Genomic DNA, 19,800 nt, shown 5'->3' with positions numbered 1-19,800 from the left:
CGAGATCGCCGCCGAGGGCACGGCCGCCGACGTGGTGCCGCACAAGGTGATGCCGGGCAACCGGCCAACCACGTCCATCCTGGCCACCCGGCTCACCCCGTCGGTAGTCGGCCAATTGATCGCGCTCTACGAGCATCAGGTATTCACCGAGGGTGTGATCTGGGGCATCGACTCGTTCGACCAGTGGGGCGTCGAGCTGGGCAAGACGCAGGCCAAGGCGCTGCTGCCGGTCATCACCGAAGACGCTTCTCCGGCACAGCAATCCGACAGTTCCACCGACGCCCTGGTCCGCCGGTACCGCGCGGAGCGAGGCCGCGCAGACTAGGCGGCTAACCGGCGCCGAACGTGAATCTGACGACGCGACACGCCGCGGCGCCGTCGCCACCTTCACTTTCGGCGCAAGGACTTAAGAGAACCGCTTGGCCAGCGACAGCGGCAGCACGCGCAGTAGTTGCACCATCGGGCCCCACGGCCACCACGGCACGGCGGCCCGACCCGGCTCGCGCTCAATGGCAGCGACCAGTGACTTGACGCCAGTTTCGGTGTCCACCATGAACATGGTGCTCTGGGATTTGGCCGTCATCTCCGACTCGATGTAGCCCGGTTCCATCACCGACACCCTGATCGGACCCTTGGCGTATTCGGCGCGCAGCGATTCGCCCAGTGAACTCAGGCCGGCTTTGCTGGCCGCGTAGGACGCCTTCACACCGGGCACACCCTTGGCGCCGAGCACCGACGAGATCAGCACCAGATGCCCGGACCCCCGGTCCTTGAAAATCTCCAGCGCTGTTTCGATTTGAACGAGGGCCGCAACGAGATTGGTTTCGATGGTGGCCTTATTGGCCCACAGCTTGCCCGATCCCAGTCGCGCGCCCTTGCCGATACCGGCGTTGACGATCACCCGGTCGACGCCGCCGAGTGCGTCGGACAGTTCCGCGAACACCTTCGGCACTTGTTCGTGGTCGTTGACGTCCAGCGCGGCGACGGCGACTTTGACATCCGGGTACCGTTGCCCGAGTTCGGCTTTGAGCTCGTCGAGCCGGTCGGTGCGACGGGCGCACAGCGCGAGATCCCGACCCTTGGCGGCGAACGCGCGGGCCATCCCGGCGCCCAGGCCGGAACTCGCACCGGTGATGAGAATCTTCTGCCGAGTCATCCGCGCAGCATAGCTACTTCAGCAGCCGCGACATCCGCCGGTCTGCCAGCACCTTGCCGCCGGTCTGGCAGGTCGGGCAATACTGAAACGACTTGTCGGCGAACGACACTTCGCGAATCGTGTCGCCGCATACCGGGCACGGCAAGCCGGTGCGCGCGTGCACCCGCATGCCGGATCGCTTCTCACCCTTGAGAGTTGCGGCTTGCTGGCCCACCGATCTCGCAACGGCATCGGACAACACCGAGACCATCGCGAAGTGCAGCGCGGCGAGTTGTCCCTCGTTGAGTTTCCCGGCGGTGGCGAACGGCGACAGCTTGGCGACGTGAAGGATCTCGTCGCTGTAAGCGTTGCCGATGCCGGCGATGACTTTCTGGTCGGTGATGACGGACTTGATCCGCCCGGTGTTTCCGGCCAGCAGCCCGGCCAGGTCGTCGGCGGACAGCTGCAGCGCATCGGGACCGAGCGTGGCGATACCGGGGACCTTCTGCGGGTCGTCCACGAGCCACACCGCCAGCCGCTTCTGGGTGCCTGCCTCGGTGAGGTCGAAACCCGGCCCCTCGCCGGGCCTGCCGAGGTGGACGCGCAACGCGATCGGGCCTTTGCCCGGCTTCAGTGGCGCCGCGGACAGTTTGTCCGACCAGCGCAGCCAGCCGGCCCTCGACAGGTGGGTGATCAGAATCAGCTCGCCGGCGCGCATGCCCAGGTATTTGCCCCAGCGGTCGGCGCCGGTGACGGTCACTCCGTGCAGCGCGTTGATCGGCGGGTCGAAGGTCTTGAGCACCGACAGCGCGGCGACGTCGATACGCCCGATGGTCTTGCCGACGGCATGGCGACGCAGGTGGTCGGCCAGTGCTTCGACTTCCGGCAGTTCGGGCATGTATCCAGTGTGCCGGTCAGCGCCGCGCGGTGCGGACCACCAGTGACAGCACCCAGCCGACGATCGACAACACGACCGCTGCCCAGATCGCGGTCCACCAGAAGTGGTCGATGGCCAAGCCCCAGTGGGTGGTGTGCTCGGTGATCCACGCGGTGATCCACAGCATCAGCGCGTTGACGACGATGTGGAACAGGCCCAGTGTGAGGATGTAGAGCGGGATCGACAGGATTTGCACGACGGGTTTGATGAAGGCGTTGACCAGACCGAAGATCACCGCCACCACGAAGATGATGCCGGCCCGCTGCAGGCGGGTGTCGCCGCCGACGAAGCTGAGCCCATGGACGAGGTGAGCGACCACCCACAGCGCGAATCCGGTTACCGCGGCGCGTATGACGAATGCTCCCATGCGGGTGAACCTACTACCGGACGCCGGCGAAATGCCTGATTACAGCTAGGTCAGCAGCTAGAACCGGAAGTATCCGGTACCGATGGTATTGACATCTTCGCGTACGCTCCCTACCGTCTGGACAGGACGCCGACGAAGGGGATGTCATCGATGACAGCTGCGGTGCAACCGGCCGAGCGCGGTCGTGAGGATTTCTCCGAACGCCTGCTCAAGGGATCGGTCAAGAAGTCCTACGCGCCGGTCGTCGACATCGACTGGGACGCTCCGCTGGATCCGGACAAGTTCTATCTGCCGCCCAGGACGGTGTCGCTGTATGGCACCCCGATCTGGGACCAGATGACCCGCGCCCAGCGCATCGAGCTGTCCCGGCAGGAGCTGGTCAACACGCTGTCGGCCGGCATCTGGTTCGAGAACATCTTGAATCAGGCACTGCTGCGCAAGATCATGCACACCGACCCCACCAGCCGGTCCACCCATTATGCGCTGACCGAATTGGGCGACGAGACCCGCCACATGGTGATGTTCGGCAAGGCCATCGAGCGGGTCGGCGCGCGGCCGGTGCGCCCCCGGCTCTACCACCGGATGATCATCAACACACTGCCGTTCTTCTTTCGCGGCTCGGTGCTCTGGGTCGCCGCGCTGATCGGCGAGGAGATCTTCGACTCGCTGCAGCGGCAGATGATGGATGACCCGGAACTCCAGCCGATCATCCAGCGGCTCATGCGGATTCACGTCACCGAAGAGGCCCGTCATATCCAGTTCGCGCGGGACGGCCTTCGCAAGCGATCGCCCCACATGCGCCGGCCGGAGCGATGGTTCGTCGGCAACGTCAACGGACTGGGTGGCTGGTTCTTCCGCTACCTGTTCACCAACCAAGTGCAATACGCGCGGGCGGGCCTGAACGCGCGGGAGGCCCGCAGGATCGCGCGCAACAGTGCGCATCGCCACGAAGTCCAAGTGGCTGGGTTCGCGCCGCTCGCCGCGTTCTTGTCCGAGGTCGGGTTGATGGGCCCGCTGGCGCGTCGCGGCTGGACGCGCACCAACTTCCTGTGACCGAACGCGTTCACGGCGTCGTCCTCGTCGGCGACGGCAACGCTGCCACCGAGCTGCTGGCAGCCGGCATCAACGACTTCGTGATCTTCGATCGCGAGGTGACCCGCGCGGTGTTCGACGACGCCACCGATACCTGGACGCTGACCGCCGACAACGGCGAATTCTGTTGCGGCCGCATCGTGATCACCTGCGAGTCGCCGTTCGTTCCGTGGATCCCGGACCTGTTCGGCCGCAGGGAATTTCGCGGCACCGCCATCCACGCTTCGATGCACGAAACCGATTTCGACCCGGCCGGGCGGCGCATAGCGGTCGTCGGGCCCGATTCCAGCGCCGGCGAACTGATCGACCTGTTGGCCCGTTCGGCAGCCACGGTCAAGGTCTTCCCGCTCGCCCCCCGCCGCAGCGTCCCGCGGTTGCGTCGCACCGCGCGCTTCACCCGTCGCCGACGCATTCAGGAGATCACGTCGCCGATCGAGGAGGTGACCGCCGTCGGCATCCGCACCTCCGACGGCGTGCACCACGATGCCGACGCCATCGTCTACGGCACCGGCTTCGCCGTGCGGGCTGGACTCCCGCACGACACCCTGGTCGGAGCCCGCGGCGTGAGCATCCACCAGGCTTGGGTGGACGGCGCCGAGCCCTACCTCGGCGTTGCGCTGCACGGGTTTCCGAACTATTTCATGGTCAGCGGGCCCGACTTGGGGGCATCGATGCGCTACGTCGTCGAATGTCTGCAACTCATGGGACGGCACAGCCGTATCGAAGTGCGGCGCAGCGCGCAAAGCGTGTTCAACGAGCGGGTCCACCTGCGCCAACTGTCGCGCGACCTGGACGTCTCGGCGTTCGACATCTCATCGTTCGGCGGTGCAGACGAAGAGACATACGAAGGTCCGGCAACCCTGACCACCGGCCATACCTGCGCACAGGTGCGGGTTGCGCTGGCCGGTCATATCGAACCCATCGACGGTCAATACCACTGGCAGGGAACAGTTTTCGATCGCCTGCCGACAGAGCTGGTGCGCGCCCGAACCATGACCCTGACGGTCGGTGAACACAGCGCGCCGGCGCGTATCACCGAAGAGACACCGCAGGGTACGCACTCGATCGCCGGAGTGGGCGCGCCGCCGTTTCCGCTGCAGACCTTTCAGCTCACCTAGCCGACGCAACATCGATTCGACACTCCCGCCGTCCGCCCAGTCCTAGTATTTGGTCGGTATTGAAAGCCACCCGACGACAGGAGACGGCGTGCGGTTCAGCTACGCGGAGGCAATGACGGACCCGACGTTCTACATTCCGCTGGCGAAAGCCGCGGAAGCCGCTGGCTATGCCAGCATGACGATTGCGGACAGCATCGCCTACCCGTTCGAGTCGGACTCGAAATATCCCTACACGCCTGACGGCAACCGCGAGTTCCTGGACGGTAAGGCGTTCATCGAGACATTCGTGCTGACCGCCGCCCTGGGTGCGGTCACGTCGACGCTGCGGTTCAACTTCTTCGTCCTCAAGCTACCGATCCGCCCGCCGGCGCTGGTGGCCAAGCAGGCCGGTTCGCTGGCGGCACTGATCGGCAACCGGGTCGGGCTCGGAGTCGGCACCAGTCCATGGCCCGAGGACTACGAGCTGATGGGTGTCCCATTCGCCAAGCGCGGCAAGCGGATTGACGAGTGCATCGAGATCATCCGAGGTCTGACCACCGGCGATTACTTCGAATTCCACGGCGAGTTTTACGACATACCCAAGACGAAGATGACTCCTGCTCCAACACAACCGATTCCGATCCTGATCGGCGGCCACGCCGACGCGGCGCTGCGCCGAGCGGCCCGTGCCGACGGCTGGATGCACGGTGGCGGCGATCCCGAAGAACTCGACCGCCTCATCGGGCGGCTCAAGCAACTTCGCGAGGAGGAAGGCAAGACGGGACCGTTCGAGATCCACGTGATCTCGGCGGACGGCTTCACCCTCGACGGCGTCAAGCGTCTGGAAGACAAAGGCGTCACCGACGCCATCGTCGGGTTCCGGGTTCCTTACATCATGGGAACCGACACCGAGCCGCTGGACACCAAGATCCGCAACCTGGAGAGGTTCGCCGAGAAGGTGATCGCTAAAGCTTAACGGCTACAGCGAATCCCACACCGGCGCGCGCTTCTCCTGATGCGCCTTGGCGGCTTCCAGCGGGTTGTTGGTGAACCCCGTCAGAATCTGGGTGCGGTTCTCGATCTCGATCGCGTGCCGCAGGCTTGGCGCATCCAGCGCGGCGTTGAGCCCGATCTTGGTCTGCCATACGCCGAAGGCATTGTTCTCGACGATCGAGCGGGCCATCTTGAGCGCTGCGGTCATCAACTCGTCAGGTGGCACCACCTCATGCACGAGCTTGATCCGGTAGGCCTCGTCGGCGCCGATGATGCGTCCAGTCAACATCAACTCCCGCGCCACCCCGGCGCCGACGATCTTCGGCAGCAGATAGCTGGTGCCCATGTCCATCGACGAGAAGCCCGCCTTGATGAACGCCGAACCGAATCGGGCTTGCTCCGAGGCGATCCGGATGTCGGCATGCAGCGCGAATGCCAGCCCACCACCGACCGCGACGCCGTTGACCGCGGCGATCACCGGTATCGGTAACTCGTAGAGCCGCGTGTAGAGGTTGGCCAGCCGAACCTGGGCGTCGTAGTTGATCTTGAACGCCGGAGTGTGCGGCGCGTTCTTCGTCCAGGCCTCCCCGGTGCCACTCAGGTCCGCGCCGGCGCAAAAGCCGCGTCCCGCGCCGGTCAGGATCGCGGCGCGGAATTCGCCGCTGCTCAGCGCATCCAACGCATCGTCCATCTCGTTGATCAACGACCCGTCAATGGCATTGAGCCGATCGGGCCGATTCAACGTGACGCCGGCGATGTTGTCTTCGAGAGTTTCGAACTCCACGGCACTCATATGGCAACCGTAAGGGAACCCTCAGCGTCGGCACCTAGCGTTGCGGAAAACGCTGAGTCGGAGGAGTGCGTATGGCAAGAACTGACCGCGACACCTGGGATTTGGCGAGCAGCGTCGGCGCCACCGCCACCATGGTCGCGGCAGCCCGCGCTGCAGCCAGCCGACGGCCCAACCCGGTGATCAACGACCCGTTCGCCGAACCGCTTGTCCGCGCGGTCGGGTTGAACTTCTTCACCAAAGTCGCTTCGGGCGAACTCGAATTCGTCGACGTCGACGGCGGCGCCGGGTTCCCCCGGATGGTAGAGACGTTCGCCGCCCGGGCCCGCTTCTATGACGACTACTTTGCCGAGGCCACTGCCGCAGGAGTCCGCCAGGTGGTGATCGTGGCTTCCGGACTCGATGCGCGCGCATATCGGCTTTCCTGGCCGGCAGGAACCACGATCTACGAAATCGATCAACCCGAGGTGATCGGTTTCAAGACCACCACGCTGTCTGGACTCGGCGCGGCGGCCGGAGCCGAGCATCACCCGGTCGGCATCGACCTTCGCGAGGATTGGCCGGCGGCGCTGCGGGATGCGGGCTTCGACGCGGGCCAACCGACGGCGTGGCTGGCCGAGGGGGTGCTGATCGGATTCCTGCCGCAAGAGGCCGAGGTGCGGTTGCTCGACAGCATCATTGCGCTCAGCGCCGCGGGCAGCAGATTCGCCGGGGATTACGGATCGGTGCGCGGCCAGACCGACAAACAACAACAGCAAGCCCGGATCATGACCGAGCGATGGCAGCAACACGGCTTGGACCTGCACATACCCGACCTCACCTACCCAGGCGAGCACACCGACGTCGCGGCTCACCTCGAACAGCACGGCTGGGATGCCGTCCGGTCGGGGCTCGACGACCTGTTCACCTCGGCGGGGCTGGCGCCGTTGGATGACGAGTCGCAGGGAAGCGCGCCTGCGTCGATCGCATTTGTGCGAGCAACTCGGCGCACAGCGAATTGACGTTGCAACGGCGACGCCGTTTCAGCGTGGGCGACGTGGGAATCCTGACGGCATTAGAACGCCGTTTGATGGAGGTGCACGGTGCCAAACTCGTCGATCAAGAACGAGAAGATGTACGAAGACTTGCGCAAGGAAGGCAACTCGAAGGAAAAAGCCGCGCGAATCTCCAATGCCGCAGCGGCACGCGGCAAGAAATCGGTCGGCCGCAAGGGCGGAAAGGCCGGCTCCTATGACGACTGGTCGGTCGCTGACCTGAAAAAGCGGGCCAAAGAACTTGGCGTAACCGGCTACTCACGGCTCACCAAAGACAAGCTGGTCGCCAAGCTGCGCAATCACTGATCGACGGCCAGCCGCCATTGACCACCTTGCGCCACAAGAGGACAACCCGGAGCCGGGTCGCCGGTGACCACATCGCGTACGTCACCACCGGCAAACTGCACCATCCAGGCTGGCCGCGTACCGCCGGTGTGGTTGGCGCCGCTGCGGTGAAGCGCAAGCGAAGAGAACACGACTACGCTGCCACGCGCTAGCGGAACGGGTTGGCCGGGATGGTCAGGTGGCACCGCAAGCGTGCGCAGATAACCGTCCGGCACGTGCGGCACGAGGCCGTCGAGATGACTGGCCGAAACAATCCACAGACATCCGTTGTCGACGCTGACGTCATCGAGCGCCAGGAAGCAGGTCAGGAACTCGCCTGCGACGCGGGCATACCCGCTGTCCTGGTGCCAGGGCACCTCCTCTTGGGAGCGAGGAGCCTTGGTCAAAAGCTGTTCGCGGATGAACCGGACGTCGGGCCCGAGGTAGGGCAGCGTCAACGCACCCCAGCGCGGATCTCGAATCCACTTCGCCAATTCCGGGGATACTCGGGGCCAGCCGCGGGTCATTAGCGCCGAGCCGAGCGCGTCGCACTCCGATGACGTCATAAAGCTCTCGACGACAACCCACCCAACTTCGCGGAGAAGGCTGCCGATAGCGGGTGGCGCCGCGCCGGCGACGGTCACGGTTCTCGGGCTGCGTCGAGCAACTCGTGGCGGGCCGGGTTGTAACCCCAGTGTTCGACCTGGTCACAGTCGTCGAGGGTGAACCCGCATCGTAGGCGCAGCTCCACCTCGGTGCGTGAAACATACGGAACCCCATCAGGATCGGGCGCTTCGAGGATCGCGATTTCGGCAGCCGCTCGCGCAGGATCGGCCTCGAGGTAGGCGGTTCGGACGTCGCGCTGGCGGCCGAAGAACCGTCCGTGGACCCGCTCGCGTTCGAGGATCGGGTTCAGACCCAGCTGGTCGCAGAGCCGCCGGGTTAGCCGCAACCCGTTTTCTGCGTGGAACAGCTCGTCGGCAGCGATGCAGTCCAGGGCACGGGCGAATTCGGCTTGTCCGACCCAATCGCGGCCTGCAATCTCGACCGGGAGCTTGTCGATCGCGAGCGCCTCGAGCACCGTACTGAGGATCAGCAATCGCCACACCAGTTCGCGACTGCTGCCCGGCTCGCATTCGGGATATTCGTAGCCGTATTCGTAATTGGCGCCGTGTTGCGTGAGTTCGCGCTCATCGATGCCGTTCTCGGCGAGAAGCCGGCGGAAGATAGCCGCATGGCGTGCTTCGTCGACCGCGTGGCGCGCAATCGCGAGATGCGTCGACCACGACTGATCCGGATGCTCATAAGAACAGCGGCATAGCAGCTCGAGGGCGCTCAGCTCGGCCATCACGTTGTCGTTCAGTTCGCCGGCGAGATCCTCCAGGGTGAGGCGCGACCCTTTGCGAAAGTGGGCCCGCGCACCGGTAGGGGGGCGCTGACGGGCCCCCGGACGAGCTGGAACTGGCACGCGGTCGACCGGTGCCCAGATGAGATCGTCGATCGGTGTTCGGTCTGTGCCCGCTGCCGACCGCGCGATCTCCAAGCGTGCGGGAAGCGAAGTGTCACGGCTGGCGGGCGGCATCGGTGTGCCGATAGTTGTCATCGAGCCCGCGAGGGCATCGATAGCGCTGTGCACGGTCGCGGCGAGCCGAGCATCGAGCATCGGATCGAGGCGCTCGGCGAGCTCACGGTAGCTCGACAGCAGGAACTGCCGAACCTCATTGATAGCGGCGATGACGAGCGGGCCGTCGCCTTCGTGGTCGAGCGCGTGAAGCGGCGCGATCCAGCCGGAATCGGCTGTCAGCGCATCGGTGTCGCGCTCGGCCAGAGTGAGTGCGTGCTGGCGCAGCGCGATCGCGCGTAGCCAGTGACCTTCGAGACCGGCCGCCAGAGCCAGCTTGTCGTCGAGTTCTGCAATTTTGGGCACCCAACCCGCGGTCACGTGCGCGGCGGCCCGTTCGATCACCGTCAGGTGCAGCAGGTCGTCGATGAGATGCGGAGACGACCACCGCCCGCCGGGGCGGTGGTCGCGTTCCGTTCGGTCAGGGACAGTCACTCGTTGGTATCGATGCCAAAGTCCCCGATGACCGCGTGACCCCAGGGGCAACATGCGGCGTTCGACAGGAAGCCAGGGCCATTGAGGGCACCGACCGGCAGACCCGCGGCTCTATTGAGCGCGGCTCCGAGGCGCAATGCCACGCCGGGCGAAAGAGTCGGGCCATGGTGGAGCGCCTTCATCACCGGACCGTCACCGATCACAATCTCCTTGGCCTTGTGCCCGGCCTCCCCTTTGAGGGCCTTTTTCTCGGCAGCGGTCAGGTCGAAATCGTTCAGCACTTCGGGGTGCTGGGCGACGGTGTGGCGAAAGTATTCGTTCTCCAGAATGTCGGCGTAAACGCTTGCCAACGCATCTCTGCTCACGCCTCATCACCTCCGGCCATGACAGCTCCTCTCGGTTTGCAGTGGTGATTACACCTTTAACATGTCCTACCCCGCCCGGCAGCGATATTGACAATTTGTCAATTGTGGTCACGACGGCCAACCGTCTACCCGTGTTTGGCCAGCCACTCGGCCTGCATGGCCAGCAACCCCATCGCGGGTAATTGCGGTGTGTCCGAATCGAGTTCGCGATAGCGCGTGTAGACGTTGATGACCACGCGCTCGGCGTCCAGCCAGCTCGCGTACTCGCCGAGATCGATGGCGTCGGCCGCCTCCACAAACGACAAGCCTTTGCGGTACGCGGCTTCGGCTTGCTCGGCGATGTGGACGAGATACCCTCGCACCGCGCGGATTCCGTCTGCGTCGGTGATCGGGCCGTGGCCAGGCACCACCGTCGGCGCATCCAGGGCAATCATCGCGTCGCAGGCCGCGACCCAGTTGGCGATCGGACCCGCCCAGACGATCGGGGTGCAACCGATGAACAGCAGATCCCCCGCGAACAGCACCCCAGCGTCGGGCACGTGCACCACCGAATCCGCAGCCGTATGCGCCGGCCCCAGGTTCAGCAGCTCCACCACCCGGCCGCCCACCTCGACCGTCAGCCGGTCATCGAAGGTCTGGTCGGCATTGCGCAGAGTGATGCCACCAAAATCAAACGGCCCGAACCGTTCTCGCAAGTATGCGGTAGCGACCGGCCCCAGGTCCGCGGTCTGCGCCATCACCAGCATCTCGGGCGCCATCCCGTGCTCGATCTCCTCGGCAGTACCCGTGGCGGCGATCACCCGCACCGAACCATCCAGCAACTGGTTGCCGTGCGTGTGATCGCCGTTTGAATGCGTGATCAGCGCATCGGTGATCGGTGCCCGATCGGTGATGGGCGCCATCGCCGCCAGCATCTCTCGGGTCAACGGCAGGTCGAACAGCGTGTCCACCAGCAGTGACGCGCCATTGCCGGCGACCAGGCCCGCGTTGCTCCAGCCGAAGCCGCCGTCCGGCAACATCCAGGCCCACACTCGCTTGCCGACCTCATGCAATCCACGGGTGTAGGGAATCTTCGCCGGTGCCGGATTCACTCGCGTGGCCGCGGGCGCGGCATCGGGATTGGTCCGCGCCGGCAGTGGTTGCGGCGCAGGGGTTTTCCGGACGGTCTGGCGCGTCTCGCCAAGGCCTTCCACGCGCAACGTGACGACATCGCCGTCGTGCAGCCAGCCGCGAAAAGACTCCGGCGCCGTTGGGTCGAGGTGTTCGACCAGCGTGCAAGTCGGCACCGTTCCGGAGCCGAAAACATCGCCTGGATTGAGCATTACGCCGCGCGAGGCATAGGCGATGATCTCGGCGAAGCTCCAATCCATCTGCGCGGTCGATCCCGAACCGACCACGTCGTTGTTGACCAGCGCGGTCGCGTAAAGGCTCAACACGCCGTCGCGACGGTAGGGCTCCAGTTCGTCAGGCGTCACCAGATAGGGGCCCAGTGTGACGCCGCTGTCCTTGCCCTTGGCCTGGCCGATCGCCAATTGGCCTTCCAATTGCTGCAAGTCACGTGCGGACCAGTCATTGAAGATCATGTACCCGACGATCGACCGTTCGGCGTCGGCGACCGATAGATCTTTGCCCGCGGTACCGATCACCGCGGCGATCTCCAATTCGAAGTCCTGCCAAACACTTCCGGGTGCCATCGGGGCGTCGTCGTAGGGGCCGAGAACGGTTGACGGGCAGGCGAAATAGAAGGCTGGGATCCGGTACCAGGTGTCCTTGAGCACCCGGCCGCCGCCCATCGCGGCCTGACAATTGCGCATGTGGTCGAGGAAGCACAGCGAATCACGAATCGACGGCGGTCGCGGAATCGGCGCCATCAGCGTCACCTGGTCCAGCGGCACGGTGGTTGCCGACTGGAGCGCCTGCTCCCCTGCCTCCTGCAATCCCGCCGCGCCGTTTCCGATCACGTCGAGGAGAGTCACCCCCAGCGGCAGGGCGTGGATCGTCGCGCCCTCATCGGAGAGCACTCCGGTCCGCTGGCCGCTGTCGTCTCGAAAGGTTAGCCATCGCATCGTGATTCAGTGTGCAATATTCGGAGGCGACATGAGGGTTAACGAACGCGCGAATAATGTCACGATCGACGAATTCGAGGTCGCCGACCCGGCGGATGCCTGGGTACAAGCTGGGTTCAGCGTGGACTCCGATGCCGCCTGCCGGGTCGGCGGCGTTCAAATCCGGTTGGCTGGGCGTGGCCGCGGCACCGGCATCGTCGGGTGGTCGTTACGCGGCCTGCCGTCGGACGGCCCGCTCCAGGACGTCGATGGCATCCCGACCACGAGGTCAGACGGGGTCGCTGTGGTGCCGGCCAGGCATGCGAACGGCGTCCTCGCGATCGACCACGTGGTGCTGCTCTCTCCTGACCTGCGCCGAACGGTCGAATCCCTGGCCGCTATCGGTATCGAATCGCGCCGCGAGCGGGACGGCCAACTCGGCGGACGGTCAATGCGCCAGATCTTTTTTCGGGCCGGGGAGGTGATCATCGAAGTCGTCGGTTCGCCCGAGACTGTGAGCGAGGGTCCATCCACGCTGTGGGGGATCACCTACGTCGTCGCGGACATCGACGCGACCGCCGCGTACTTCGGTGATCGCACGGCACCGGTCAAGGATGCGGTGCAACCCGGGCGCCGGATCACGACGCTCCGGCATCAGGAGCTCGGGATCTCGGTCCCATCCGCGATGATCTCCGAGCACATTCGCGATCTCTGACGCGTGTTGTGAAGGCGACTCATTGATGCTCTGCATATTCTCTCCGGATGGTCGCTAGCGAAGACGTCGTGATCATCCACACCGACGGCGGGTGCCGACCGAACCCCGGCCCGGGCGGCTGGGGAGCGGTGCTGCGCCAGCGTCAGCACGTCCGCGAGATGTGCGGGGGCGACTCCGGCGAGACAAGCAACAACCGGATGGAGTTGACCGCGCCGATCATGGCGCTGGAGGCACTCACCCGATCCGTAAGGGTGCACCTCTACACCGACAGCACGTACGTCCGAAACGGCATCACCAAATGGGTGCTCGGCTGGGAGCGCAATGGTTGGAAGACCGCCGCCAAGCAGCCGGTCAAGAACGTCGATCTCTGGCAGCGTCTGCAAGCGGCGTGCGCGCGGCATCAGGTCGAGTGGTTCTGGGTGAAAGGGCACTCGGGGGTCGCCGATAACGAGTTGGCCGACGAGCTGGCGACCCGGGGCTTGCTGGAAGCGATCGACGCCTATTCCCTGACTACCTCGCTGGGCTCTTTGTCGGGCCGTAGCCCACGCCAGCTAGGTTGACGCAGCCGGTCGTCAGATGTCCATTCGCTGAAGCGGACTTCGCCGACCAACGTCGGCTTCACGAACGTAACGCCCTTGGCGTCTTGAGTGGAAAGCCGTGCATCGAATGGGGATTCGTCGGTGTGCAGCGGCGCCAACGTCTTCTTCAAGTTCGCCAGGTCGCGTTCGGTGAAGCCGGTGCCGACCCGCCCGACGAATCGCAGCCCATCGGCCGCGGGAACACCCATCAACAGCGAGCCGATCCCGCTGCTGCGCCCACCCTCGCCGGCGCGCCAGCCGCCGATGACGATTTCCTGGGTATTCCAGTACTTGTCCTTGACCCAGGACGCGGAGCGACGGCCGGGCTGATAGCTCGAGTCGCGCTTCTTGGCGATAACGCCTTCCCACTGTTGCTTTCGCGAATAGTCCAGCGCCTCGGCTCCATCTCCTGGCAGCAAGTCCGGAACGTTGAGGCCGCCACCGGAAGCAAGTGTTTCCAGCAACTTTCGCCGGTCGCGGTATATGGCCCGCAACAGCGACCGCCCGTCCAGATACAGCAGGTCGAATGCCCGAAACTCGATTCGGGTCGCGCGCGCCCTGTTCTGCATCTCGGAGAATCTGGGCACTCCAGATGCGTCGAGCGCGACGACCTCTCCGTCCAGAACGACATGGTGGTCAGTGAGTTTCTCGGCGAGAGAGTCTAATTGGGGGAATTCGTTGGTGATGTCACGTCCACTGCGCGATCGCAGCCGGACTTCACCGTGGTCCGCCTCGACCAACAGCCGATAGCCGTCCCACTTGGCTTCGAACGCCCACTGCGAGGCTTTCAGGTCCGCCACCGAACCATGCGTGGCCAGCATCGGGGCCAGCCCGTCGAAGTCGAAGACGTGCTGGTCTTTCATCCGGTGCGCCAGCCACTGGTTGCCGTTGGTCTGAATCAGCGCGTAGCGCCCTGAGATTCGTTGGCCATGCAGCGTGACGATGACCTCACCCTTCTCACCGTCATCGCGGAACTTCTCGGTGTCGTAGGTGCCGGAGTCCCAGATGATCACCTTGCCGCCGCCGTACTCGCCCTTCGGGATCGTGCCCTCGAAGCCGCCGTACTCCAGTGGATGGTCTTCGGTGTGGACCGCCAGGTGATTGACCGCGGTAGTGTCGGGCAGGTTCTTCGGCACGGCCCACGACACCAGCACGCCGTCGCGTTCGAGCCGGAAGTCGTAATGCAGTCGGCGAGCGTGATGCTCCTGGATCACGAAGGTATTACCGTGACCGGCAGCCGGTTTGGTGCTCGGTACCGGCTCCGGTGTCTTCGCCGCGTCGCGCATGCTGCGGTATTTGGTCAGCCGATCGGGGGTCCGCACGTCGGCGTCCAACGGCCCCAGCAGATCTCCGTCGCGCTCGACCCGCTTGAGCACTTCGTCGTAGCGAAGCTGGCGCAGCTTCTTGTCGTCGAGCTCCTCCCAGCTTCGTGGCGCCGCGACGGTTGGATACTCGCGTCCCCGCAGGGAATACGGCGCGATGGTGGTCTTCGAGCCGCTGTTCTGGCTCCAGTCCACGAACACCTTGCCCGCCCGCAAGCTTTTGGTCATCGTGGCGGTGACCAGCTTGGGCATCGACGTTTCCAGTTGCTGCGCAACGCGTTTGGCCAGAATTACGGCGCCGCGGCTGCTCACAGGTTTGTCCAGCGGACTGTAGAGGTGCATCCCCTTGCTACCGCTGGTCAGTGGGAACGTGGTCAGCCCGATGTCGGCGATCAGATCACGGACGGCGCGGGCCACCTCGGCGAGTTGCACCATCGTCACGCCCTCACCGGGATCGAGGTCGAACACCAGGCGGGTGGCCGGCCCCGGCTTGAGTTGCTCACCCTTACGCGTCCACTCGGCAGCGAAACGCCATTGCGGCACATGTACTTCCAGAGCGGCCTGCTGGGCGATCCAAGCCAAACCGTCGACGCTGTCGATGATCGGGTAGGTCGTCGTGCCGGATCGGTGCGTGATGCTGGCGCGCGGCAGCCACTCCGGCGCCGAAGCGGCAAGCTGCTTTTCGAAAAACGAGGACTGCTCCACTCCGTTGGGCCATCGCTTACGGGTGGCCGCCCGTCCGGCGATGTGCGGCACCATCACTTCGGAAACACGGACGTAATAATCGAAGATGTCGGCTTTGGTGGTTCCTGCGGCGGGGTACAACACCTTGTCGGCGTTGGTCAACTTCACCCGCGGCGCCATGGTGTCAACCTACGCTGCCGGCAAGCACGTCTCACCACCTCTTATGGTGAACGGCGGCGCCTTTCGTGACTCGGATCACCGTGACGTAACCCACTAAAGCGTTTAAGCCAGCCTGACCTGCGGGCACGCCGCGTGGATGCGAAAAGTAATTCCTTGGCGGCCAAGCGCCGGAGTTCCGCTCAGTAATGACACCCTTCAACTGCATTCCCAGCGAATCGAGGTACCAACTTACGATCGGTCTACCCTGCAACGCGGTGTTGTACACATCGGTGCGGGCAACTTTCACCGTGCACATCAAGCCGTCTACTTCGACGATCTCGCCTGCTCGGGCATTTCCAACCAGTGGGGGGTCACGGGCGTCAGCCTGCGCTCCTCCGACGTCAAGGATGTGTTGTCGGCCCAGGACGGGCTGTACACCGTCGTGGAGCGCGGCCACGAGGGCGAGACGGCCCGGGTGGTCGGCTCGATCGGCTCGGTCCATTACGCACCCAACGACGGCGCAGCGGTTCGTGCCGCGCTGGCAGACCCCCACACCCGGGTGGTCAGCCTGACCATCACCGGCAACGGCTACTTCCTGGACCCGGTCACCCGGGAGTTCGACGCGAGCCACCCCGACGTCCGGGCCGATCTCACCCAGTCGTCGGGCAGCTACGTCACCGCCTGGGGGTACCTGACCGACGCGCTGAAGTTGCGTCGCCGGGCGGGAACTCCGCCATTCACCGTGCTCTGCTGCGACAACATTCCGGACAACACCGCGGCGGCGCGTACCGCGCTGGTCTCGTTTGCCGCGTTGAAGGATCCGGCGCTCGCCCGCTGGATCGACACCTATGTCGCGTTCCCCTCGACCATGGTCGACCGGATCACCCCTCAGACATCGGAGTCGGAAGTCGAATTCGTCAGGGAGACCTTCGGGATCGCCGACAAGTGGCCGGTGCTCACCGAGCCGTACAGCCAGTGGGTCATCGAGGACAGTTTCAGCGACGGCCGCCCGCCGCTGGACGAGGTCGGCGCCCAGTTCGTTGCCAACGTTGACGACCACAAGTTGGTGAAAACCCGCCTGCTCAACGGAACTCACATCGCGATGTCCTGCTTGGCCACGCTGACCGGTTACCGTCGCACCGACGAAGCGATGGGCAACGAGGTCATCTACGACTATGTCGAGCAGTTGATGCGCGACGAGGTCCAGCCACTGCTGCCGGCGGTGCCCGGGATGAACACCCCCGAGTACCGCGCGTCGTTGCTCGTGCGGCTGAGCAATCCCCAGATGAGCGACCAGCTGTCGCGTCTGGCCCGCCGGGGATCGGAGAAGATCGCGTCGTTCCTGTTGCCGTCGCTGACTGAGGCGATCGAGCAGGATCGTCCGCACACGCTGCTGATGCTTGCCCTGGCCGGGTGGATCCGCTATCTGCGGGGCACCGACCTCGAGGGTTGCGAGATCGAGGTCGACGACCCGGAGAAAGAGCTGTTGACCAAGTTGGCGACGATGGATGGCAACAATCCTGACGCGCTGTTGCGCCACGAGATCTTCGCCGAACTTCGGGTGATCCCTGGATTTGTCGACCGCCTGCGCGAGATGATCACTGCCATCGACGAAAACGGTGTGATCGCTACGTTGCGCCAGGCGTTGGGCGACAACGAACGGGAGCTGATGGTGTCATGAATCAGCCCCTCGAGTTTGTGCGTCCATTCGATCCTGCGCTCATCACCACGTTACTGTTGGACGCCGATGACAACCTGTTTCCCTCCGAGGCACCGGCATTCGACGCCTCGGCCGAGGTGACCACCCGCTTCCTGGCCAGATTCGGCGTCTCGTCGCCGCTGAGCGGCGATGAGCTGCGTAAGAAAGCTGTCGGCAAGAACTTTCGCAGCACCGCTACAGATTTGGCCGTGCTCAGCAAAGTCCCGTTCGAGAAGGCGCTCGCGGATGCGCGTCCCGATGCTGTGGCGGCCTCGGACAGCGAGGTGGCCGGCGGTCGCGCGTTGACCGCCGATGAGCTCGAGCAGTGGGTGCGCGAAGAGCGCGAGCAGGTCACCGCTCATCTGGCCGTCACGCTGAAGCCGGATCCGGAGGTGCTCCAGCCGTTGCAGGCTCTGGCAGCTCGGTACGCAATGGCAGCGGTCAGCTCCAGTGCCCTCGCGCGGCTGAAGGCCTCGTTCACCGCGGCCGGCCTCGATCCGCTCATCCCGGCGGAACTGCGCTTCAGCGCTGAAGATTCGCTGCCGGTGCCGACGAGCAAGCCCGACCCGGCGGTCTATATGCATGCCGGCCGGGTGCTGGGGGTCGAAGCTCATCAGGGCCTGGCCGTGGAGGACTCGGTACCCGGTGTCAAATCGGCGGTTGCGGCCGGCTACCTCGCCATCGGAAACGTCATGTTTGTGCCGGCTGACGAAAGACGCCAGCGCACTGCGGAATTGATCGACGCCGGTGCGGTTGCGATCACCGATTCGTGGCGCGCCCTGGCCGACGCCCTGATGTTGTCGACCGTGACAGGTGGAGGTTCCCGCTGACATAGGCATCGTCATTGACGCAATGACGATACGGGCCTCGACCCGGAAGGAGTTGTTAAAGCGTGCCTGACGCAATGGATCTCAATAACTCAACGCTGAAAAGCTTGCCCATCGATGCACCGAAATACGACCGCGGCGGCGTCAGCGTCGGGATCGCGCACATCGGAGCCGGCCACTTCCATCGGGCGCACCAGGCCGCTTACATCAACCTGCTGCTGCAGCACGGCGTGGCGCACAAGTGGGGCATTTGCGGTGTGGGGGTGATGCCCGCCGACTGGACCATGCGCGACGTACTGAACGATCAGGACGGGCTCTACACACTGATCCTGGAAAACCCCGACGGCAGCCGGGATGCACAAGTGATCGGGTCGATCATCGACTACCGGTACGCGCCCGATGATCCAGAATCAGCACTGGAGGTGCTTGCTGCGCCGTCCACTCGGATCATTTCGCTGACCATCACCGAAGGCGGATATCGCGATCCCGACGGCCCCGCGTTCTCGTTGATCAGCGAGGCGCTCGCCAGGCGTCGCGACCGAGGTATCCCCGCACCGACGATCGTGTCCTGCGACAACATCGAGAACAACGGTGAAGTTGCAGGGCGGACCGTGCTCGCCAACGCCGAACGCCGCGATCCCCGGCTGGCGAAGTGGGTGACCGAACACGTCCGGTTTCCGAGTTCGATGGTCGACCGCATAACCCCGGCAACGACTTTGGAGATGGCCGCGGAAGTGCGGCGTGACTTCGGTGTGAACGACCGGTGGCCGGTGGTGGCCGAGCCGTTCACCGCCTGGGTTCTCGAAGACGACTTCGCCGATGGCCGGCCGCCACTGGAAAAGGCGGGCGTGCTGCTGGTCGACGACGTCCGCCCGTACGAGTTGATGAAACTGCGGATGCTCAACGCGGGACACCAGTGCCTGTGCTACTTCGCCCATCTCTGCGGCTTCGAGTTCGTCCACGAAGCGGCGCAGGATCCGTTGTTCGCCAAGTACCTGCTTACCTACTTCGACACCGAGGCCATCCCCACACTTCCGCCGGTGCCGGGGATCGACCTGCACGCCTACGGCCGCACGCTGGTCGAGCGGTTCGCCAACCCGGCGGTGCGCGATACCGTTGCGCGGCTATGCGCCTACTCGTCTGACCGCATCCCGAAATGGCTGTTCCCCGTCATCTGCGACAACTTGGCCAACGACGGTCCGGTTCAGATGGCGTCCGCGGCGGTGGCCAGCTGGGCCCGCTACGCCGAGGGCGTCGACGAGTGGGGCGATCCGTACGAAGTGCTCGATCAGCTGGCGGATTCGCTGGTCCCGATCGCCCGGTCGCAGCACGAGAACGCATGCGCCTTCATCGAAATCACCGCGGTGTTCGCAGACCTGTCCCACCAGCATCGGTTCGTAGAGGCGTACCGCTGGACGCTGGATTCGTTGCACCGCAAGGGAGCTCGCGCGACACTCGAGGAATTGGTGCAATGAGTCGCGGGCTGGTGATCGGTGAATCGCTGATCGACATCGTGCCGGACGCCCGACAGGTCACCGGCGAGCACGTCGGCGGCAGCCCACTCAACGTTGCGGTCGGGCT

The 19,800-nt window shown here is 64.8% G+C and carries 19 protein-coding genes and 3 pseudogenes; 12 read left to right on the top strand and 10 right to left on the bottom strand.

What is annotated here, in order from left to right:
- Nucleotides 1–325, top strand: a pseudogene (locus tag VN856_RS20500) (glucose-6-phosphate isomerase); the annotation flags it as partial.
- 81 nt (nucleotides 326–406) lie between these two features.
- Here VN856_RS20500 and VN856_RS20495 read toward each other — a convergent pair.
- The 4 genes and pseudogenes from VN856_RS20495 to VN856_RS20480 all read right to left on the bottom strand — a co-directional run bounded on the left by VN856_RS20495 (nucleotide 407) and on the right by VN856_RS20480 (nucleotide 2,439).
- Nucleotides 407–1,156, bottom strand: a complete 750-nt coding sequence (locus tag VN856_RS20495) for an SDR family oxidoreductase (protein WP_325692342.1) — start codon at nucleotides 1,154–1,156, stop codon at nucleotides 407–409.
- A gap of 13 nt (nucleotides 1,157–1,169) precedes the next feature.
- Nucleotides 1,170–1,655 (bottom strand): zinc finger domain-containing protein, encoded by a 486-nt coding sequence (locus VN856_RS20490; protein WP_414687008.1) that lies wholly within the window; start codon nucleotides 1,653–1,655, stop codon nucleotides 1,170–1,172.
- A gap of 135 nt (nucleotides 1,656–1,790) precedes the next feature.
- Nucleotides 1,791–2,033 (bottom strand): annotated as a pseudogene (locus tag VN856_RS20485) (DNA-formamidopyrimidine glycosylase family protein); the annotation flags it as partial.
- Nucleotides 2,034–2,049: 16 nt separating this feature from the next.
- Nucleotides 2,050–2,439 carry a phage holin family protein gene (locus VN856_RS20480; RefSeq protein WP_325692340.1) on the bottom strand — a complete coding sequence of 130 codons (390 nt, stop codon included), beginning with the start codon at nucleotides 2,437–2,439 and terminating at the stop codon, nucleotides 2,050–2,052.
- 150 nt (nucleotides 2,440–2,589) lie between these two features.
- On the opposite strand from VN856_RS20480, the gene VN856_RS20475 reads away from it, so the two are divergent.
- From VN856_RS20475 to VN856_RS20465, 3 genes are all read left to right on the top strand, one after another.
- Nucleotides 2,590–3,492, top strand: a complete 903-nt coding sequence (locus VN856_RS20475) for a diiron oxygenase (RefSeq protein WP_325692338.1) — start codon at nucleotides 2,590–2,592, stop codon at nucleotides 3,490–3,492.
- Nucleotides 3,489–4,649 carry a DUF4873 domain-containing protein gene (locus VN856_RS20470; RefSeq protein WP_325692336.1) on the top strand — a complete coding sequence of 387 codons (1,161 nt, stop codon included), beginning with the start codon at nucleotides 3,489–3,491 and terminating at the stop codon, nucleotides 4,647–4,649. The genes VN856_RS20475 and VN856_RS20470 overlap by 4 nt, the downstream gene beginning before the upstream one ends.
- A gap of 88 nt (nucleotides 4,650–4,737) precedes the next feature.
- A complete protein-coding gene (locus tag VN856_RS20465) occupies nucleotides 4,738–5,604 on the top strand; it encodes an LLM class flavin-dependent oxidoreductase (protein ID WP_325692334.1) in 867 nt (288 codons plus the stop codon).
- A 3-nt stretch (nucleotides 5,605–5,607) separates the two neighbouring features.
- Here VN856_RS20465 and VN856_RS20460 read toward each other — a convergent pair whose 3' ends face one another.
- Nucleotides 5,608–6,405: an enoyl-CoA hydratase/isomerase family protein gene (locus tag VN856_RS20460; protein ID WP_325692346.1), complete on the bottom strand. Its 798-nt coding sequence runs from the start codon at nucleotides 6,403–6,405 to the stop codon at nucleotides 5,608–5,610.
- Nucleotides 6,406–6,485: 80 nt separating this feature from the next.
- Between VN856_RS20460 and VN856_RS20455 the strand changes: the two genes are divergently transcribed.
- Both VN856_RS20455 and VN856_RS20450 read left to right on the top strand, forming a co-directional pair.
- Nucleotides 6,486–7,412, top strand: a complete 927-nt coding sequence (locus tag VN856_RS20455) for an SAM-dependent methyltransferase (protein ID WP_325692332.1) — start codon at nucleotides 6,486–6,488, stop codon at nucleotides 7,410–7,412.
- Between the two features lie 81 nt (nucleotides 7,413–7,493).
- Nucleotides 7,494–7,751: a DUF7218 family protein gene (locus VN856_RS20450; protein WP_325692330.1), complete on the top strand. Its 258-nt coding sequence runs from the start codon at nucleotides 7,494–7,496 to the stop codon at nucleotides 7,749–7,751.
- On the opposite strand, the gene VN856_RS20445 is transcribed toward VN856_RS20450, so the two are convergent.
- From VN856_RS20445 to VN856_RS20430, 4 genes are all read right to left on the bottom strand, one after another.
- The gene (locus VN856_RS20445; protein WP_325692328.1) at nucleotides 7,745–8,413 is read right to left on the bottom strand and encodes a phytanoyl-CoA dioxygenase family protein; all 669 of its coding nucleotides are present in this window, start codon (nucleotides 8,411–8,413) and stop codon (nucleotides 7,745–7,747) included. The two genes, VN856_RS20450 and VN856_RS20445, sit on opposite strands and share 7 nt — an antisense overlap.
- Nucleotides 8,410–9,825, bottom strand: coding sequence for a DUF455 family protein (locus VN856_RS20440; protein WP_325692326.1), 1,416 nt, complete (start codon nucleotides 9,823–9,825; stop codon nucleotides 8,410–8,412). Before VN856_RS20440 ends, VN856_RS20445 begins: the two co-directional genes overlap by 4 nt.
- Nucleotides 9,822–10,190: a hypothetical protein gene (locus VN856_RS20435; protein WP_325692324.1), complete on the bottom strand. Its 369-nt coding sequence runs from the start codon at nucleotides 10,188–10,190 to the stop codon at nucleotides 9,822–9,824. Before VN856_RS20435 ends, VN856_RS20440 begins: the two co-directional genes overlap by 4 nt.
- Nucleotides 10,191–10,315: 125 nt before the next feature.
- Nucleotides 10,316–12,256, bottom strand: coding sequence for a fumarylacetoacetate hydrolase family protein (locus VN856_RS20430; protein WP_325692322.1), 1,941 nt, complete (start codon nucleotides 12,254–12,256; stop codon nucleotides 10,316–10,318).
- Between the two features lie 31 nt (nucleotides 12,257–12,287).
- Between VN856_RS20430 and VN856_RS20425 the strand changes: the two genes are divergently transcribed.
- Nucleotides 12,288–12,950: a VOC family protein gene (locus tag VN856_RS20425; protein WP_325692320.1), complete on the top strand. Its 663-nt coding sequence runs from the start codon at nucleotides 12,288–12,290 to the stop codon at nucleotides 12,948–12,950.
- Between the two features lie 47 nt (nucleotides 12,951–12,997).
- Nucleotides 12,998–13,510, top strand: coding sequence for a ribonuclease HI (gene rnhA / locus VN856_RS20420; RefSeq protein ID WP_325692318.1), 513 nt, complete (start codon nucleotides 12,998–13,000; stop codon nucleotides 13,508–13,510).
- Here rnhA and VN856_RS20415 read toward each other — a convergent pair.
- Complete coding sequence (locus VN856_RS20415) at nucleotides 13,450–15,714, bottom strand: ATP-dependent DNA ligase (RefSeq protein WP_325692316.1); 2,265 nt, start codon at nucleotides 15,712–15,714, stop codon at nucleotides 13,450–13,452. The genes rnhA and VN856_RS20415 overlap by 61 nt on opposite strands.
- A gap of 136 nt (nucleotides 15,715–15,850) precedes the next feature.
- Here VN856_RS20415 and VN856_RS20410 point away from each other — a divergent pair, with 136 nt between their 5' ends.
- The 4 genes and pseudogenes from VN856_RS20410 to VN856_RS20395 form a co-directional block, all read left to right on the top strand.
- Nucleotides 15,851–17,374 carry a mannitol dehydrogenase family protein gene (locus VN856_RS20410; RefSeq protein WP_325692314.1) on the top strand — a complete coding sequence of 508 codons (1,524 nt, stop codon included), beginning with the start codon at nucleotides 15,851–15,853 and terminating at the stop codon, nucleotides 17,372–17,374.
- Nucleotides 17,371–18,222 carry an HAD-IA family hydrolase gene (locus tag VN856_RS20405; RefSeq protein ID WP_325692312.1) on the top strand — a complete coding sequence of 284 codons (852 nt, stop codon included), beginning with the start codon at nucleotides 17,371–17,373 and terminating at the stop codon, nucleotides 18,220–18,222. The genes VN856_RS20410 and VN856_RS20405 overlap by 4 nt, the downstream gene beginning before the upstream one ends.
- 74 nt (nucleotides 18,223–18,296) lie before the next feature.
- Complete coding sequence (locus tag VN856_RS20400) at nucleotides 18,297–19,694, top strand: mannitol dehydrogenase family protein (RefSeq protein ID WP_325692344.1); 1,398 nt, start codon at nucleotides 18,297–18,299, stop codon at nucleotides 19,692–19,694.
- Nucleotides 19,691–19,800 (top strand): annotated as a pseudogene (locus VN856_RS20395) (carbohydrate kinase); the annotation flags it as partial. The gene VN856_RS20400 and the pseudogene VN856_RS20395, both read left to right, overlap by 4 nt.

This window comes from Mycobacterium sp., from assembly GCF_035603715.1.
Classification (GTDB): domain Bacteria; phylum Actinomycetota; class Actinomycetes; order Mycobacteriales; family Mycobacteriaceae; genus Mycobacterium.
Note: the sequence above shows the minus strand (reverse complement) of the source record. Positions and strands in the feature narration are given on the sequence as shown.

Excerpts from the sequence above, each read along its gene's own strand:
- VN856_RS20410 (WP_325692314.1), top strand. The coding sequence starts at position 15,851 with ATGCGAAAAGTAATTCCTTGGCGGCCAAGCGCCGGAGTTCCGCTCAGT.
- VN856_RS20405 (WP_325692312.1), top strand. The coding sequence starts at position 17,371 with ATGAATCAGCCCCTCGAGTTTGTGCGTCCATTCGATCCTGCGCTCATC.
- VN856_RS20495 (WP_325692342.1), bottom strand. The coding sequence starts at position 1,156 with ATGACTCGGCAGAAGATTCTCATCACCGGTGCGAGTTCCGGCCTGGGC.
- VN856_RS20455 (WP_325692332.1), top strand. The coding sequence starts at position 6,486 with ATGGCAAGAACTGACCGCGACACCTGGGATTTGGCGAGCAGCGTCGGC.
- VN856_RS20415 (WP_325692316.1), bottom strand. The coding sequence starts at position 15,714 with ATGGCGCCGCGGGTGAAGTTGACCAACGCCGACAAGGTGTTGTACCCC.
- VN856_RS20400 (WP_325692344.1), top strand. The coding sequence starts at position 18,297 with ATGGATCTCAATAACTCAACGCTGAAAAGCTTGCCCATCGATGCACCG.
- VN856_RS20480 (WP_325692340.1), bottom strand. The coding sequence starts at position 2,439 with ATGGGAGCATTCGTCATACGCGCCGCGGTAACCGGATTCGCGCTGTGG.
- VN856_RS20430 (WP_325692322.1), bottom strand. The coding sequence starts at position 12,256 with ATGCGATGGCTAACCTTTCGAGACGACAGCGGCCAGCGGACCGGAGTG.
- VN856_RS20475 (WP_325692338.1), top strand. The coding sequence starts at position 2,590 with ATGACAGCTGCGGTGCAACCGGCCGAGCGCGGTCGTGAGGATTTCTCC.
- rnhA (WP_325692318.1), top strand. The coding sequence starts at position 12,998 with ATGGTCGCTAGCGAAGACGTCGTGATCATCCACACCGACGGCGGGTGC.
- VN856_RS20425 (WP_325692320.1), top strand. The coding sequence starts at position 12,288 with ATGAGGGTTAACGAACGCGCGAATAATGTCACGATCGACGAATTCGAG.